Origin of the sequence: Dolomitihabitans soli (genome assembly GCF_022213955.1) — a bacterium.
Classification (GTDB): Bacteria; Actinomycetota; Actinomycetes; order Streptosporangiales; family Streptosporangiaceae; genus Streptosporangium_A; species Streptosporangium_A soli.
Window position 1 is genome coordinate 187,836 of sequence record NZ_JAKNTW010000010.1, and the last position, 16,610, is coordinate 204,445.

Sequence of the window (16,610 nt, forward strand, 5' to 3'; positions counted from 1 at the left end):
CGCTCGCGTAGTGAGCTCGAAGACCACCACGGGGAGACTGCTGGCGATCAGCGACCTCCACGTCGCGTACCCGGAGAACCGAACGGCGGTCGAGAGCCTGCGTCCCCAGTCGGATGACGACTGGCTGCTGGTGGCGGGGGATGTGGGTGAGCGGATCGCCGACGTCGAATGGGCGCTCGGCCTGCTCAAGGAACGCTTCGCCACGGTGGTCTGGGCACCGGGCAACCACGAGTTGTGGACCTCGCCGCAGGACCCCGACCAACTCCGCGGCGAGGAACGCTACCAGCGGCTGATCCAGGTCTGCCGCCGCCTCGGCGTGCTGACGCCCGAGGATCCCTACCCCGTCTGGACGGGACCCGGCGGACCGGTCACCGTCGTCCCGCTGTTCGTCCTGTACGACTACAGCTTCAGGCCGCCGGGGACCACCCGGGCCGAGGCGCTCGACCAGGCGTACGACCAGGGTGTGGTGTGCAGGGACGAGCTTCTGCTGCACCCGCAGCCCTACCCGAGCCGCGAGGCGTGGTGCGAGGCCCGGGTACGTGAGACGGAACTCCGGCTGGACGCCCGTGACCCGAACATCCCGACGGTCCTGGTCAACCACTTCCCGCTGCTGCGCGAGACCACCCGGATCCTGCGTCACCAGGTGTTCGCCCAATGGTGCGGCACGGAGCACACGGCGGACTGGCACCTGCGTTACCGGGCGGCCGTGGTCGTCTACGGCCATCTGCATATTCCCCGAACCACTTGGCACGACGGGGTGCGGTTCGAGGAGGTGTCCCTCGGTTACCCACGCGAGTGGCGCCGTCAGCACCGGACGGGATCACTGCTCAGGCAGCTCCTGCCCGCCGCGGGAGACGTGTAGAGCCACACCCACCGAGCCGACCGGCTCCCCGGAATGCGCGCGGGCCGGCGCATTCTAATTTTACTGCCAGCAATACGACCACATCATGTGAGCGGTCAATCACACAAAGGGGTAGTCAAGAAAGTCAGCCCAACCGTGCAGCACTTGACACGGTCGACCGCGTGTAAAGGTAGGCGACCGAAAGGCATTACCGCGAGTATCGATAATGCGCGCCGACCAGGGTGAACGAGGAACATGGCAATCCAGGAGAAATTCAACCGGAACCCGGTGAAATTTGTTCAGGATTGCTTTAAACGCTCCTCCAAAACCCGGGAGGACTAATGGACGACGTAATTGAACGAGCCGTTCTACGAGTGATCGACAGTATGCACGAAAATCTCGGTGAGCAGATCACCATCGACGACATGGCTCGCACCGCGATGTTCAGCAAGTTCCACTTCTCGCGCGTCTTCCAGCGGGTCACCGGGCTGTCTCCGGGGCGGTATCTCTCGGCGGTGCGGCTGCGCGAAGCCAAGAGACTGCTCGCCTCGACCTCGCTGAGCGTCACGAACATCAGCCACCAGGTGGGCTACTCCAGCGTCGGGACGTTCAGCTCCCGCTTCGCGCACAGCGTTGGCCTGCCACCCAGCAAGTACCGCCAGCACATGAGCATCACGACGCAGATCCTCACGGTGCGAGAACGTCCTGCGGACGTCCCGGCGGTGTCCATGCACGGAGAGATCACCTCTCCACTGGGAGATCAGCCGATCTTCGCCGGCCTGTTCCCCGACCAGATCCTCGAAGGCCGCCCAGTCGGCTACACGGTGCTCAGCCGTCCCGGCCCCTACGTCATCGAGAACGTTCCCGAGGGCCGGTGGCACCTGATCGCGCAGTCGATGGCTCCGGGCCGCGAGGATGCCATCCACTACCCGCCCGGCGACGACGAGGCGCTGTGCATCGCCCGGCACGGGCCGATCGTCATCGGCCGGGACGGCGGGCCGCAGCGCGCCAACGTCCAGCTCAAGCCGATGCGGCCGTTCGACCCTCCGGTGCTGCTGGCACTGCGCGACCTGCTGGCGCCCGGGGTCGCTCACTGAGCAGACAACGATCCGCGGGCGGTGATCAGATCACCGCCCGCGGATCGTTGGTGGCAGGGTCAGGCCGGGTGCACGGTCATCGGCAGCCCGCCGCGGATCCGGAGCGACAGCATCGCCTCGGGGAACGCCGTACGGCCGGGCAGGCCGGTCAGGCGCAGATCGCGGGCCACCATGGCGAGGACGAAGGTGGCCTCCATCATCCCCAGGTGGTTGCCGACGCAGAACCGGGGGCCCGCGCCGAACGGGATGTAGGCGTACCTGGGCCGGTTGGACGGGCGGGCGGGGTCGAACCGCTCCGGGTCGAACCTGTCGGGAGCGTCCCAGAAGTCCGGATGCCGCTGCAACGTGTAGGGACTGATCATCACGTCCGCACCGGCCGGCACGTCGTAGCCGCCGACGTTGTCCCGCTGCTGGGCCACCCTGGTCAGCGCCCACACCGGCGGGTAGAGGCGCATGACCTCCTCCAGGACCATGGCCGTGTACTTGAGCCGGTGCAGGTCCTCGTAGACGGGCGGCCGGTCGCCCAGTACGGCGACGGCCTCCGCGTGCAGCCGTTCCCGCACCTCCGGATGCCCGTCGATGAGATGGAAGGCCCACGACAGCGTGCTCGCCGTCGTCTCGTGCCCGGCGAGCAGAATGGTGACGAGTTCCTCGCGCAGCCGCTGCCGGGCGGCCACCTGGTCCTCCTCCTGCCGGGCGGAGACGATCAGCCGGGACAGCAGGTCCTCGCCGTCTCCCGGCCGGGCCAGACGGTCGGCCACGAACTGGTCCACGACCCGGTACAGCTCCCTGCGGGACCGCCGGAACCTCAGGTGCAGCGGCAGCGGCAGCCACAGCGGGACCATGCTCAGCGTCACCATCTCGAACATCGCCTGGTCCTGGACGCCCTCGAAGGAGTGCCCGATCGAGGCGTACGGTCCCAGGTCGGAGTCGAGCAGGGTCCGGCCGATCACACCGAGGGCCAGCCCGGTCATCTCCCTCGCCACGTCGACGGGCCCGCCGCCGACGTGTCCCCGCAGCCGGTCCACCAGCCGCCCCGCCTCCTCGGCGATGACGGTGTCCTGCTGGGCGATCCGCTTGTTCTGGAACATCGGCTGGATCATCCGCCGCTGCCGCCGCCACACCTCGCCCTCGCTGGTCAGCAGCCCGTCGCCGATGACGCGCCGGGCCTGGGCGAGGCCGATCCCCTTGTGGTAGGCCGCGCTGTTGTCGGCCAGCACGTGCTTGGCGTGGTCGGGATGGTTGAACAGGTAGATGGTCTTCGGCCCGATCGCCAGCCGGACCGCGTCGCCGTACTTGGCGGTGGCCGAGGTGAGGAGGCCGATCCGGTCCGTCACCAGCCGCTTGAACAGCACCGGCGTCGCCCGCAGGGGCGGGCCGGGCGGTATCGCGGACGGGGGCGCTAGCGCCGGTCCGCGGGTTCCTGTGAGGCTCATGCCGTGACCTCGCGCAACTTGACGCCGGTCTCCTTGAACTGGCCCCGGTAGACGAGCAGACCGTCGCTGTCCGACTGCTGGTTCACGGAGACGACTTTGCCGATGAAGATCGTGTGGTCGCCGCCGTCGTAGCAGCGCCACACGTGGCATTCGAACTGGGCGACGGCGCCGGCGATCAGTGGCACCCCCGTGACCTCGCCCTCCGCCCAGTCGACCTCCTCGAACTGCGCCGCGCCCAGGGCCCGGTACCGGTTGGCGAAGTGCCGGGCCTCATCCTCCTGGTGGGCCGCCAGCACCGACACGCCGAACGAACCCGCCATGCTGAGGCAGTGGTGCATCACCGCGCCCCTGCCGATGCAGACCAGCAGGAGCGGTGGGTCCAGCGAGACTGAGGTGAAGGAGTTGGCGGTCATAGCGTGCGGCACTTGACCGCCCGTCGTCACCACGGTGACGCCGGTGGCAAAGGTCCCGAACGCATGCCGTAGCGCCTTGGTGTCTGTCATGTCGACAGATGCGGTTGATAGGTGGAGTTGCACGCTGACCTCCTGGATCTGCGCCTAGGACGCGTACGGTTCGAGCGCCCTGACCAGCGATTCGGGGACCCTGGCGGGTGCTGTGCGGGTGTTCGGGCCGCGCATGCAGGCGACTCGCTGCCTGCCGCGGGCGATGAGCGTCTCGCTGCCGTCCGGGTCGAGCCGGACGTAGTCGAAGCTGAACTCGACCTGGGTCTGCGTCAGTTCGCTGAGACGCATCCGGATGGACAGGTCGTCGAACGCCGTTATCTCGGCGAAGAACTCGCAGTCCACCTTGAGCGTGAAGAGCTTGAGATCGTCCCGGAGGTCGGCGAGCACCTCGGGCGCCCGCTCCTTCAGGAACATCTCCCTGCAGCGGCCCTGCCACCGCAGGTAGTTGACGTAGTAGACGTTGCCGACGAGGTTGGTCTCTTCGAATCCGACCGTGTGGGGGTACTCGAAGTACTTGCTCATGGCTATGACCGCCCTTCGGTGAGAACCGCGACGACGATGGGATCGGCGACGCCCCGCACGGTCGTGACGAGCGTCGCGACCCGCAGGTCCGCCGAGGCGAAGACGGCCCACGCGTCGCGCCCGGCCGGGACCGGGGTGAGCGGGGCGTCTTCCTGGAGGCCGGCCCGCCGCAGGCAATCGACGGCGGCCAGGACCCGTGCGCTCGCGGCGTCGGCGCCCTCACCCGTCTCGGCCGCGACCAGTTCGGCCAGCGCCGCGCGCGAGCCGAGCAGCCCCCGCCACTCGGCAGCCGGCCTGGAAGGCACGCACTCGACCGCGCAGCCCACCGTTCCGGGAGCCGTGACGCACAACGTCACGCCCGGCGCGTGGGCGACCGAGATCGCCGGCCCGCCGTCGATCCGCGGGACGCCCGAGGCATCGTAGGCGACCTCGACCGGACGGCCGAGGGTCCGACCCACGCCCACCTCCGCGACGGCCCTGCGTGCCTCGTCGTCCTGCGGCCCGTCCGGCTGATGGGGCTCGACCGCGACCGCGACCCGCCCGCCGACCAGATCCTCCACCGTCCGCTCCAGGTAGGAACCGAGGAGCGGCGCCGCCCACGGACCACGCCCGTCCTTCTTCCGCACGGCCTGCAACCGCAGCCCGTCCCACCTCTCCACGACCTCCCCGTACGGCGTGCGCACGGCGATGTCGTAGACGTAGGTGTCGCCGTCACGGCTGCGCTCGGTGGCGCAGTACCGCAGCTCCCCCGCCTCGGCGAGTGCGTCGCCCCCGGCGTGCACCCGCTCGATCGCGGTGGGCAGCAGGGTGGCGTCCGGCACGCAGACCTGGTTGCCGTGCATCAGCGCGTCGCGCATGCCCGGGTCACCGAGGAGCAGGTCGCCCGGCAGGAACCTGGCGAACCAGTCTCCGGCCTTCACGGCGGCCACGTCCGCGTCGACGTGCCGGGCCGCGGCCCGGTGGTAGCGGCGGAGCCGCTGGAACCGCTCACCCTGGAACAGCACCTCGCCGTACATCTCGGTCGCCGGGTCCAGCGTGACCGGAGGCAGCCCGTCGGCGATCTGGCCGGGCGGCCCGTCGGGGGCCTCCTGACCGGTGAGCAGCAGCCGGGCCCGGAAGTGGTCCACGTCGAAGCCGGTCTCCGCGCTCCGGATGGTCACCTCCAGCAGGTCGTCCTCGGTGACGACCACGGCGATCCGGAGCGTGGTGCTGCCGTCGGGCGGCACGATGATCGGGCGCAGGAACTCCGCCTGCTCGATGACCGGCACCGTGTCCCGTCCGGTGGCCGCGAAGGCCACCTGGGCCATGGCCTCCATGCCGAACACCGCCGGGAACAGCAGGTTGCCGTCGAGGAAGTGGTCGGCGAGGTAGAGGTCGGTGCCGGCGTTCACCTCGACCTCGGAGACGAGTTCCACACCGTGGTAGCGGATCAGCGGCTTGCCGACGAAGCGCAGCAGGGGCAGCGGCGGCAGGTCGTACCTGACCGTGTCGATGCCCTCGGTGCGCCCGCTGATCACCACGACCGCCGGGGCGTCGGGGTCGGCGACCAGACGGCGCATGATCCGCACGCCGTCCTCAGTGGTGATGGGTGTGATGCCCTGGCTGACCAGCCGGTCGATGACCGACAGCCGCTCGCCCATGCCGACCTCCGACCACACGGACCACTCCATGCAGATGGTCCGGCAGCCGGGGTTCCGCTCGGCGGTCTCACGGGTGAGCTCGGCCAGCCACTCGTTCGCGGTCGCGTAGTGCGCCTCGCCGTGCAGGCCGGCCCGGCCGATGATGCTGCCGAAGGTCACCAGCAGCTTGAGCCTGCCGGGGTCCAGCGCGTCGAGCACGTTGCGCAGGCCGTCGACCTTGGGGGCGAAGGTGCTGCGGAACGCGGCCATGTCGAGTGTGGCCAGCCCCGCGGGCTCGTTGCGCCCCGCGCCGTGCAGCACCGCCGTCACCGGCCCGAGCGCCCGCTCGGCCTCGGCGACGGCGCCGCGCACGTTCACCGGGTCGGTGACGTCGGCCCGCGCGTAGTGCACGGGGATGCCGGCGTCGGCCATCCGCCGCAGGTTGCCGGCGAGCTCCTGGTCGTCGGCCGGATCGGACCGGCCGAGCACGGCCAGACCGGCTCCGGTGTCGGTGGCCACCGCCATGGCGCACTCGGCCGTGATGCCCTTGCCGCCGCCGGTGACGAGCAGCACGTCGCCCGCGCCGAGCGGCAGGTCAGGCCGGGCGGGACTGACCGGCAGGGCGCGCATGGTGGGCACCCGCCGTACGCCGGCCGAGTCGTAGTGCACCTCGGCGTAGTCGTCGGTGGCCGCCACCTCGGCGGCTACCCAGCCGACCGCCTCCCGCGCCGGTGGTACGTGCACGATGGTAGTGCGCAGGTGGGGAGCCTCCAGGTGGAGGGTCTTGGCCAGACCGGCGGCGCCTCTGCCGTACTGGACCAGGACGAATCTGGTGCCCTTCGGCGCGGACATGGCGGCCTGGGCGCCGAGCAGCGCCGACTCCAGATGCTCCTGCGCGCAGTCCGCCGGTAGACACACGAGGACACCTGAACCGACCTTTCCACGTTCCAGAGCCGCACGCAGCGGCTCGGCGATCGGCGAGTCCGGGTGCGCGTAAACCTGCCAGGCCCCGCTCTCCTGGGCGGGAGCGCCCCGTGCGGGCAGCGGCACCTCGTCGAGATCGACGACGAACGGCCTCGCCCACCCGGCGGCTCCGGTCACCCCCTGGGTCTGGTTCTTGGGCTCGGTGGCCAGGCTGTCCAGCGCCTCGCCCAGCTCACGCAGGTTCGCCGTGGCCAGGTTGGTCGGGGCCTGACCGGCGGGCACGCCCAGCCGCTGAGTGGCCTGGTCGATGATGTGCATGACGGTGACCGAGCTGAGGTGCAGCTCGTCCAGCGGCCTGCTCTCCTCCGTCACCATCTCCAGCGGCAGTTCGGCCCGCTCGGCCGCGAGGCGGCGCAGCAGGTCGACGGTCGACTCGCCGTCCTGTCCCTGGGTGACGGCCTGCTCGGGACGCTCCTCCTTGACCGATCCGGGTCGCCGGGCCACGCTGACGGGCACCCGTACCTGCGGTGCCTGCTCGGCGGGGCTGGCGAAGAAGCTGAACTCCGCGCCGACCTCCAGCGGCCTGATCAACCGGCCGTGGAACAGCTCGTCGTGCGCGAGGGGCACCCCGGTGACGTAGGCGGCGCCCGCCACCCGCAGCAGCCCGGCCAGCGACTCGTCGTCGGTGTCGAGCGCGACCGCGGGGACGTCCGTCACCTCCGCCGCCAGCCCGCTCAGCACCTGGCCGGGACCGACCTCGATCAGCAGATCGAGGTCGGCGGCGGCGATCTCGACCGCCTGGGTGAAACGCACCGGATCGACGATCTGCGCGCGCAGCAGCTCCGCGATGTCGGTGTCCGGCGACAGCACCGCCCCCTTGACCGTGGAGACGACCCTGCGTGTCACCCGCCCGAACGTCTCGCCCTCCAGATAACCGGCGAGCGCCCGTGCGGCGGGCTCCACGAGCGGTGAGTGGAAGGCGTGCGAGACCGCCAGCCTGGTCCAGGTCAGCCCGGCGGCGGCGGCGAGCCGTCCGGCGGCCTCGACGGCCTCCACCGGACCCGCGACGACGGTCTGACTCGGGCCGTTGTACCCGGCGATCACCACCGGCAGCTCGCCGATCAGCTCCAGCACCGCGTCCGGCGTCGCCCGCAGCCCGGCCATGGTGCCCGACTCGCTGTTCTCGGTCATGGCCCTGCCGCGCTTGGTCGCCACCCGCAGCAGTTCCTCCTCGTCCATGACACCGGCCCAGTGCAGCGCCGACAGCTCGCCGAGGCTGTGGCCGACGGCGAGGTCGGCCTCGATGCCGAGCAGCGCCAGCGCCCGCAGCCCCGCCATGGAACCGGTGACGATGCGGGGCTGCGCCACCGCGGTCGCCACCATGTCGCCCGACGAGGGCAGCGCCGCCCTGGTGTAGACCTCCTCGACGTCGGCGAAGCGGCGGCTCAGCGCGCCGCCGCTGGTGCCGCGCCCCGACCCCTGGCCGGGGAAGAGGTAACCGACTCTGCCCTGCCCGGTGACGTGCCCGAGGAAGGCCCTGCGGTCGGGGGTGAACAGCCTGCTCTCCCCCGACTCCAGCGCCGTCAGCACCCGCTGGAGCTGCCGCTCCGCGTCCTCCGGCGAGGTGACGACGACGGCCGCGCGGTACGGCAGGTCGCGCAGTTCCCGCTGGAGCGTGGCGGCCAGGTCCGCGAGCTGGGCGTACGACACCTGTGTCACGAAGTCGCGTACCCGGGTGACCTGCTCGCGCAACGCCTGCGGCGAACCGGCGTCCAGGAGCAGCAGCTCGCCGTCCTGCAGCGAGGTCGCCAGCGCCCTGGTACGGCTCGTCGTCAGGCGACGCCGCGGGGCGGTGTTCTCCAGCACCACGTGGGTGTTGATGCCGCCGAACCCCATGGCGGTGACGCCCGCGCGCAGCGGTGCGTCACCCGGCCACGGCTCGGCCTTGCGCAGCACCCGCAGCGCCGCGGGCTGCTGGGTGAGCACCTCGTGCGGGTCGAAGCAGCCGAGCGTCGGCGGCAGCACCTGCTCGTGCACCGCCAGCGCCGCCTTGATCAGACCGGCCACGCCCGCCGCCGCCTTGGCGTGCCCGATCATCCCCTTGATGGAGCCGACGGCGGCCGCGTCCGCCGAGGGGTCGGCGTCCGACCTCTCGCCGGACAGCGCCGTCAGCTCGGTCGCGTCGCCGAGCGCGGTGCCGGTGCCGTGGCCCTCGAACATCGCCACGGTCTCGATCCCGAACCCGGCCCGCTCGTAGGCGCGCCGCAGGGCGAGCCGGTATCCGCTGACCTCCGGCCTGGTCATGCCGCCCTTGCCGTCGGAGGAGATCCCCCAGCCGGCGATGGTGGCGTAGACGCGGTGCCCGGCGGCGACCGCGTCCTCCTCCCGCATCAGCACGACCATGCCGCAGCCCTCGCCGGGCCAGAACCCGTTGGAGTGCCGGTCGTAGAGCCGGAAGTCGCTCTTGGCCAGCGCTCCCGTCTTGGCGAAGCCGATCAGTTCGAACGGGTCGATGGACAGGTCGACGCCGCCGGCGATGGCGACGTCGATGTCCCGGTCGGTGAGCGCCTTGCCCGCCGTCACCACCGAAAGCAGTGACGACGAGCAGGCTCCGTCGACGATGTACCCGCCGCCGTTGAGGTCGTAGTGGTTGCAGATCCGCCCGGCGATCGTGTTGGCCAGCCCGCCGGCGAGGGTGTCCTCGTCGATGCCGGGGAACGGGCTCTTGTAGGCGGCCTCGTACTCGGTCAGGAACTCCGCCAGCTGATCGTCCTCCCAGCCCTGCGCCTTGAGCGCCGCCGCCAGCGTGCGCTTGACGTACGGCCAGCGCAGGCGCAGGACGTTGGCCCTGGTGAACTCGCCGGTGAGGGTGTTGCCGACGACGACGCCGGTACGCTCCCTCGGCAGCCCGTCGGCCTGGGGGAAGCCGGCGTCGGCCAGCGCCTGGCCCGCCATGTCGAGCGCGAGCCAGTGGCTGAGGTCGGTGGAACGGTAGGTGCTGCCGGCGATCCGGTGGGCCACCCGGTCGAACTCGTAGCCTTCGATGACGGCGGCGGTGCGCGAGTAGAAGCGATCAGGTGCCGCCGGATCGGGGTCCCAGTAGTCTTCCAGCCGCATGCGCACGTCGGGCAGACGGCGGAAGGCACGGCGACCGGCGATGGCGTTCTCCCACAGCTCGCGCGGTGAGGTGGCGTCCGGGTAACGGCACGCCATGCCGACGATCGCGATCCTTGTCATACTTTCGCGACCTCTTTCTCGACCGGAGCGAGCGCCTCGACCGCGGCGGCGCGGGCCTGGGCGGCCTCCGCCTCACGGGTCTTGACGGAGATGTGCAGCGCCCACAGGAATCCGCCGCGGATCAGGCAGACGATGGCGGTGGCGAAGAAGATGCCGTAGGGGATGTTCATGCCCATGAGCAGGCCGTACACCAGGGCCACGCCGCCGCCGAAGGCGACCTGGGAGAGCGGCTTCGACGGGCTCGTGCCCGGGTCGGTGATCATGTAGTTGGTGAAGAGGATGAACGCGATGCCGGTCATCATGCTCAGGCCGCCGACGATCGAGGTGTCGTCGATGATCAGCCCACGTACGATCGCCTGCAGGGCGAACACGCTCACCCAGGAGCCGATCAGCCACATCCGGTTCGTCAGCTTGGCGTTGAGCATGGTGCCGAAGAACAGGATGACGGCCGGGATCAGCCAGTCGACCGGGTTGGTGACGTTCTCACTGAAGTGGTACGGCGGCGCGATGCTGGCCCAGGGCAGCAGGACCAGGATCACCGCGATGCCGAAGTTGGAGGGGTTCATGAAGTGCCGGAGCTTGCCCCGCACCGGCGCCCTGAGCACCCACTTCGTGCCGACCGCGACGATGACGCCGAACATCATGACCAGGATCTGGTCGTTGACGTAGATCAGCATGTTCAGCGCGATGGCGGTGATGTGCGCCGGGTAGAGGAACTCCACCATGCCGCGTACGCCGTTGCCGCGGAACCTCGGGGTGCGCCCCTCGTTCCTGGCCGCGATGTACTCCAGCGCGATCTCGGTGGTGTAGGCGGTCGCCATCGCGACGAACGGCCACAGGTAGCCCTGCTCGAAGCCGAAGAGCGTGTATCCGAGGATGTTGAAGATCGAGATCGACAGGGCGAACCTGCGAAGGGCAGTGACGACCTTCGGGTCGTGCCGCGGAGGGCTGATCGTTTTCTCGGCCATGTCGTCACTTCTCCTTCGCCTGCGTGCCGAGCTGGATGGTGTGCCTGCCGGGCGCGAGCTGGATGTCCTGCTCGTGCGGCACGCCGGAGCGGTCGCGCCAGCTCAGGTGGACCTTCACCGGCCCGGTCACGTTCTGGCCGAGTCCGAGGTGCACCTCGTGGCTGCGCTTGCCCGAGTGGCCGCTGCCGCCGTCGACCCGCCCGAGGATCGTGCGCCCGTCGGCCGTGGTGACCTTCGCCTGTGCGCCGATCACCGGGGAGCCGGCCGCCTGGCCGGTGGTGCTCGCCGTACCCTCGTGGATCAGCCTGAGCCCGAGGTAGGCGCCGGGTGAGGGGCTCTGGTTCTGGTAGAAGGCCGGCGGGCCGAACTGCCGGGCGACCGCGAGGTCGACCAGACCGTCGCCGTTGGCGTCGCCGGTGGCGATGCCGCGGGTCGGGATCTGCACGTCGAGGCCGAGGGTCTCCGACAGGTTCGCGTACTTGCCGTCCTTGCCCTTGACGAAGAAGGCGATCGGCTGGTGTCCCGCGAGGTCGGCGCCCTCGGTGACGTTCGGCCACCACTGCTCGAACCTGGTGACGAGGTCGTTGGCGGTCGCCAGCTCCTGGAGCTGCGGCCACTTGTTCACGTCGCCCTTGACGAAACCATTGGCCTGGGCGATGGCCAGCTCTCCGCTGTTGTTGAAGTCCTCGGCCTTGACGTCCCACGCCCAGCCCGTCCAGGCGGTGCCCAGATCGGTGCTGCGGTCGTCGAACGGGGCCAGACCCTCGTTGAGCTTGTTCCGCAGGTCGGTGACGTTCTTCGCGGTGGAGATGAAGTGGTGGTTGCTCTCCTGGATGCCGTACGGCGTGGTGATGTTGCTGACGAAGAAGTCGTAGAGTCCGTCGCCGTTGAAGTCACCCGCGTCCGAGCCCATGCCCTTGAACGAGTCGTGGCCGATCGACTTCGACTTCGGCACCCAGGGCCCGCGCTCCACGCCGTCTACCACCGAGAAGGAGATCTTGCCGGGCTTCGAGGTGTTGTGCAGCAGCCGGTCCGGGCCGAAGTCGTTGTTGAGGAACAGCTCGGGCCGCTGGTCGGCGTCGAGGTCGACGGTGGTCGCGCCGAGCTCCCAGCCCTTGGAGACTTCCTTCGGCAGGATGTCGTCCACCTTCATGAAGCCCACCGAGTCGGCGGTGGCTTCCTTCCAGCAGAAGAAGTAGTTGGGCCCGCCGTTGAGCCCCATCGACAGCGAGTCGTTCATCTCGACGCCGCCGCTGACCGTGTCGTCGAGCACGGGGCCGTGCGGGAAGTAGTTGCCGATGAAGATGTCGTCGTGCCCGTCACCGTCGAAGTCGGCGACGGTGGCGGTGTTGGAGTTCCACTGCTCGCCCTTGTAGGTGGCGCCGCCGGCGTTGGGCACCAGCTCGACCGGCTTGAACGTCTGGGCCGAGAGGCCGGTCGCGCCCGCCTGCTGCAGGTGGACGATCGGGGTCCGCCCCCAGTAGTACGTCAGCAGGTCGGTCCTGCCGTCCTCGTTGAAGTCGCCGGCGACGCATCCCATGGGCGCGATGGCCTTGTTCATGGGCAGCGAGCCGGAACCCAGCGCGAACGGCTGGTAGCGCTCGCCCGCCGGGCCCGGCGTGGGTGTGATCACCACCTGGTCGATCCGGGTGTCCACGACGCACAGGTCGTTGGACAGCGAGTCGCCGTCGACGTCCGCCATGGCGATGGCGGCGCCGACCGAAGAGATCCAGGCGTCGATGTCCTTGTAGTCCTTGTTGACCTTGCGGATCGTCTGTTCCTGGTATCCGCTCGGGATCTCGACGCTCAGCGGGGTGAACGCGTACGCCTGGCCGATTTCCGCCTTCGCCTGCGCCGTCGGGAAAGCAGGATTTCCCACGAAATAGGCGGTGGTCATCAGTGCGAGCGCAACGATTCCCGGCGATTGCTTTCGGAGCCAGCCGGTTACGGTGGTCATGGGGTAACACCTCCGAGAAAGACGAACTCATCGGCGATTCGCTGCCGCCACAGCTCGAAGGCGGGCAGTTCGCCTGACACCGGCCCGGCTGGGCGGGTCTCCTGACATGTCGCGGCCGCCTTTTCCGGCGTCGTGCCGCAGATGACCCGAGTCGCGACCGCGTTGTGCGGAACCAGCAGCCCGGCCCTGACACGGGCCTCGGCCGCGAAAGCGCTTCCCTGCGCGAGCTGCGGGCGGTACGCGTCGGCCCGCTCGCGCAACTCCACCAACTCGTCCTCGGGGGCGCCGCCCGCGTAGGTGGCGGCCAGCCCGACGCCCGCGTACAGATCGGCGCGGCGCCGCTCGGGGAACTTCCCGATCAGCGAGGTGACCCGGTCGACGTCGGTCCCGCCGACGAACCACAGAGCCCTGCCGATGCCCTGGTCGATGGCCCGGGCGGAATAGGCGTGCGTGCCGCCTCCCGGCCACGGGAAGCGGGGGTCCTGGAACTGCTCGTGCACATACTTCTGCGTGTGGAAATAGGCCTGGTGGAACCCGTAACCGTCGTGCACGAGCCACAACAGCAGCGGGTCGAGCGTGTCGCTCTTCGGCCACAGGAACCGCGGCAGCCGCGCCATCCCCCAGCCGATCCCGACGTAGATCATGTAAATGTGCGCGTCACCACGACCGGCGAGCGACTCGCTCATCCTGCGTCCGCTGCCGGGCGACATCGCGTCCAGGATGGCGAAGGCCATGCCGGCACCCTCGTAGGCGAAACCGCGGAAACGGACCGGAATCTGTTCCAGACGGTCCTCCGCCTCAGTCGCCGAACGCGCCTCGGCGGCGTAAGCGAAACCGGCGAGAAATGACTCGCCAACCGTTTCCAGCAATTCTTTTGCCGCTTCGTTCTTTACATGAAAGCCACGTGTCGCCAGCTTTGTCTCCATAATATTTGGAGTCATTACTCGGCGCCTTAACGACCTGAAAGCGCTGGTCAATTCAACCCCTCCGGTCCTCGACAAATTGGGATCTCATATCATTGACACATGTTGCGGAAGAACCGGGCAACTTCCGATGTGCTGAGCGAATCGGGCGTTCCGCGGGCATGCCGGAAGATCACCTGTCGCCCCGGCCGGTTATTAACGGGTGGTCTTTTCCACGTCCATGGCGAAATGTTGCTGAATGCGCTGCCGCCACAATTCGTAGCCGGGTACGGGACCCGTGCCACCGGGTTCGACGGCGGTGCCGTCCGCGACCTCGACCATCGAAGCCACCGACAGGCCGGTGAGCGCGCTCCCCGTGTCCTCGCTGTGCGGCGGCACGTGCCCCGAGTAGTGCCTGGCCTTGATGGCGAACACCGCGCCCTGGGCCAGGTGGGGCCGGTGCTCCCCCGCCTCGTCCCGCAGCGCGCCCGGCGTCTCGCTGCCGCCGGCGAACGTGGCGGCCAGGCCGACACCGCTCCACAGGTCGGCGTGCCGATGGGGGGCGAACCGCCGCACCGCCTCGGCGACGTCCGGCACCTGCCCGCCGTTGATGAACCACAGCGCCCGGCCGATGCCCTGGTCGACGGCGCGGGGGAAGTAGTCGGCCGAGCCCTGCCACGGATACGCCGGCGGCACCACCTGCTGGGTGACGTACTTCGCGGTGTGGAAGTAGGCCAGGTCGAAGCCGTATCCGTCGACCGCGAGCCAGCTCATCGTCGGGTGGTACGGCGTGCCGTCCAGGTCGGGGAGCACCTTCTTCCACAACACCCTCGGCAGCCTGGCCATGGCGAACCCGATGCCGATGTAGGCGAGGAAGATGTGCGGCTGCCCAGGCCCGAGCAGCAGGTCACGGGTACGGCGCCCGCGCCCGCCGGCCATCGCGTCGAGCACCGTGAAGGCCATGGTCGCGCCCTCGTAGGCGAATCCGCGCAACGCCTCGTCGACCATGCTCAGCCTGCGCTCGATCTCCCACTGGTCACGCGTGTCGATCCCCCACTCGAAGCCGCACACGACCGACTGCGGAATCGCCTCCATGCGCCGTGTGGCGGGCGTGGGCGTGACGGGGAACCCCCGCGCGCCGAAGGTCACCTCCGCGAGTGAGGGCGCCAGCACGAGCCTGCGAATTGAACCGATCAACGTCGACATAGCGCTCTCCTCATCAACGACAAAGTCAAGGTCAAGACCACGGCGCCGTCGGATACCAGGGGATGATCTCTCGGCGTGCGAGTATCCGGACGTCCCAGTAAAGGAAGGTGAACACGCCCGCGACGATCAACGCGATCGCTGTCAGGGCGACCGCCCGCCCCGGCTTCGCGGCCAGCCAGTTCCGCAGTCGCCCGCCGCCGAACGTGGCCAGGATCAGGAACAGCACGGCCATGATGACGATGTTCCCGACCGACTGAAGGACGAAGGCGGCCGCGCCGTACAAGGGATTGCCGCTCTCCGCCGCGTCCCGGAACATCTGCCTGAACAGCGGGAACGGCCGGCCGATCAGGAAACCGCCGATCAGCGCGCCCATGAAGACCATCCGCGCGTTGGGGAAGCGCCGTTCGATCCGCGTGAACGGGTCGGGCACCACGCCGAGCGCCGCCAGACCCAGATAGAGCATCGCCAGCCCGACGAAACCGAAGACCACCATCGACTGGATGCTTCGCGGCGACAGCACGCCGGCGACGTTCTGCGCCGTCGAGAACTGCGGCATCGACGTGCCGACGGCCCCGACCAGCGCGCCGTACACCGCCGAGACCACGATCATGCCGACCGACAGCCACCCGAGCGGTTTGAGCGTCCGCGTCAACCGGCGTAACCGGCCGCCCGAGGCGCCGATCAGCGGTGCGACCGCGCCGAAGGCGGCGATGTTGCAGGCCGTGAAGGTGCCCGCCAGGCCGCTCACGAAGGCGAACGTGACGCCGGCCACCACTCCGGCGATCGGCCGTTCGGCCGCGTTGTCGCCCAGCACCGTGTCCAGGATGCTTCCGCCGATCGTGCTGTCGACGAACTCCGCCGACCACACCACCGTCAGCAGGAAACCGGCCAGGCTGCTGAGCAGGATGATCAGACCGCGCCGCCGGGGCAGAGCCGTCGTCGCATCGTCACTTGCCAGCAAGTCGCTGCTCAACCTGACCTCCAGAATTACGGCGAGTAATCCAGTTCAGGATGCGCTCGGCGGCAGATGCCCGCTTTTTGCAGAATGCGGGATTAACCAAACGAGCACGAACAGCGCACTCCGCCGGTATACGGGCTCAGGGGCCCCACGCGCTCAGCCTCCACTCGCCCCGGAGCGGTCCCCGAATCGCCAGGGACCGCTCCGACCAGGCGTTCCCCCGTTCCTCAGCGGCCTCGGCCAGCGCGTTCACCGCCGCGATGACCGCCGCGACCTCCTCGGAGGTCGGGTTCCCCCGTAAGACGGTCAGTGACTCGATACGCTCCATGCCACGACGGTCACAGCACTGTCGGAGCGCCCGCAACTCCCTGGCTGCGCTCATCCGACCAATTCCGGCCGATCCCCAGACGGCTCAGCCCTCAGACTGCTCAGCCCCCAGACCGCCCAGCCCTCCCAGACTGCTCGGCTCCAGACCGCTC

At 69.4% G+C, this 16,610-nt stretch carries 12 protein-coding genes; 2 read left to right on the top strand and 10 right to left on the bottom strand.

The genetic code is table 11. The features are described from left to right. The first annotated feature begins 10 nt into the window (after positions 1 to 10). Positions 11 to 862: a metallophosphoesterase family protein gene (locus MBA17_RS22755; protein WP_238498568.1), complete on the top strand. Its 852-nt coding sequence runs from the start codon at positions 11 to 13 to the stop codon at positions 860 to 862. A 365-nt stretch (positions 863 to 1,227) separates the two neighbouring features. Continuing rightward, complete coding sequence (locus tag MBA17_RS22760) at positions 1,228 to 1,938, top strand: helix-turn-helix domain-containing protein (RefSeq protein ID WP_238498569.1); 711 nt, start codon at positions 1,228 to 1,230, stop codon at positions 1,936 to 1,938. Positions 1,939 to 1,997: 59 nt separating this feature from the next. Here the strand turns inward: MBA17_RS22760 and MBA17_RS22765 are convergent, their stop codons facing one another. The 10 genes from MBA17_RS22765 to MBA17_RS22810 form a co-directional block, all read right to left on the bottom strand. Then, positions 1,998 to 3,374 (bottom strand): cytochrome P450, encoded by a 1,377-nt coding sequence (locus MBA17_RS22765; protein WP_238498570.1) that lies wholly within the window; start codon positions 3,372 to 3,374, stop codon positions 1,998 to 2,000. After that, positions 3,371 to 3,877, bottom strand: coding sequence for a flavin reductase family protein (locus MBA17_RS22770; RefSeq protein WP_238498571.1), 507 nt, complete (start codon positions 3,875 to 3,877; stop codon positions 3,371 to 3,373). The genes MBA17_RS22765 and MBA17_RS22770 overlap by 4 nt, the downstream gene beginning before the upstream one ends. 54 nt (positions 3,878 to 3,931) lie before the next feature. Next, positions 3,932 to 4,360 carry an acyl-CoA thioesterase gene (locus tag MBA17_RS22775; protein WP_238498572.1) on the bottom strand — a complete coding sequence of 143 codons (429 nt, stop codon included), beginning with the start codon at positions 4,358 to 4,360 and terminating at the stop codon, positions 3,932 to 3,934. A gap of 2 nt (positions 4,361 to 4,362) precedes the next feature. Further along, positions 4,363 to 10,140, bottom strand: coding sequence for a type I polyketide synthase (locus MBA17_RS22780; RefSeq protein WP_238498573.1), 5,778 nt, complete (start codon positions 10,138 to 10,140; stop codon positions 4,363 to 4,365). Next, positions 10,137 to 11,108: an enediyne biosynthesis protein gene (locus MBA17_RS22785; RefSeq protein WP_238498574.1), complete on the bottom strand. Its 972-nt coding sequence runs from the start codon at positions 11,106 to 11,108 to the stop codon at positions 10,137 to 10,139. Before MBA17_RS22785 ends, MBA17_RS22780 begins: the two co-directional genes overlap by 4 nt. A gap of 4 nt (positions 11,109 to 11,112) precedes the next feature. Then, positions 11,113 to 13,005: a CRTAC1 family protein gene (locus tag MBA17_RS22790; protein ID WP_238498575.1), complete on the bottom strand. Its 1,893-nt coding sequence runs from the start codon at positions 13,003 to 13,005 to the stop codon at positions 11,113 to 11,115. A 56-nt stretch (positions 13,006 to 13,061) separates the two neighbouring features. Next, positions 13,062 to 14,066 carry a DUF1702 family protein gene (locus tag MBA17_RS22795; protein WP_455432820.1) on the bottom strand — a complete coding sequence of 335 codons (1,005 nt, stop codon included), beginning with the start codon at positions 14,064 to 14,066 and terminating at the stop codon, positions 13,062 to 13,064. A gap of 117 nt (positions 14,067 to 14,183) precedes the next feature. Continuing rightward, positions 14,184 to 15,173 (bottom strand): DUF1702 family protein, encoded by a 990-nt coding sequence (locus tag MBA17_RS22800; protein WP_238498576.1) that lies wholly within the window; start codon positions 15,171 to 15,173, stop codon positions 14,184 to 14,186. A 31-nt stretch (positions 15,174 to 15,204) separates the two neighbouring features. Then, the gene (locus MBA17_RS22805; RefSeq protein ID WP_238498577.1) at positions 15,205 to 16,146 is read right to left on the bottom strand and encodes a hypothetical protein; all 942 of its coding nucleotides are present in this window, start codon (positions 16,144 to 16,146) and stop codon (positions 15,205 to 15,207) included. A gap of 124 nt (positions 16,147 to 16,270) precedes the next feature. Then, entirely contained in the window at positions 16,271 to 16,459 is a 189-nt protein-coding gene (locus MBA17_RS22810) for an acyl-CoA carboxylase epsilon subunit (RefSeq protein ID WP_238498578.1), read from the bottom strand. Between the last annotated feature and the right edge of the window lie 151 nt (positions 16,460 to 16,610).

Bases quoted from the DNA above. Each gene is read 5' to 3' on its own strand.
- MBA17_RS22760 (WP_238498569.1), top strand. From the start codon at position 1,228: ATGCACGAAAATCTCGGTGAGCAGATCACCATCGACGACATGGCTCGC.
- MBA17_RS22765 (WP_238498570.1), bottom strand. From the start codon at position 3,374: ATGAGCCTCACAGGAACCCGCGGACCGGCGCTAGCGCCCCCGTCCGCG.
- MBA17_RS22770 (WP_238498571.1), bottom strand. From the start codon at position 3,877: ATGACAGACACCAAGGCGCTACGGCATGCGTTCGGGACCTTTGCCACC.
- MBA17_RS22775 (WP_238498572.1), bottom strand. From the start codon at position 4,360: ATGAGCAAGTACTTCGAGTACCCCCACACGGTCGGATTCGAAGAGACC.
- MBA17_RS22780 (WP_238498573.1), bottom strand. From the start codon at position 10,140: ATGACAAGGATCGCGATCGTCGGCATGGCGTGCCGTTACCCGGACGCC.
- MBA17_RS22785 (WP_238498574.1), bottom strand. From the start codon at position 11,108: ATGGCCGAGAAAACGATCAGCCCTCCGCGGCACGACCCGAAGGTCGTC.
- MBA17_RS22790 (WP_238498575.1), bottom strand. From the start codon at position 13,005: ATGACCACCGCCTATTTCGTGGGAAATCCTGCTTTCCCGACGGCGCAG.
- MBA17_RS22800 (WP_238498576.1), bottom strand. From the start codon at position 15,173: ATGTCGACGTTGATCGGTTCAATTCGCAGGCTCGTGCTGGCGCCCTCA.
- MBA17_RS22810 (WP_238498578.1), bottom strand. From the start codon at position 16,459: ATGGAGCGTATCGAGTCACTGACCGTCTTACGGGGGAACCCGACCTCC.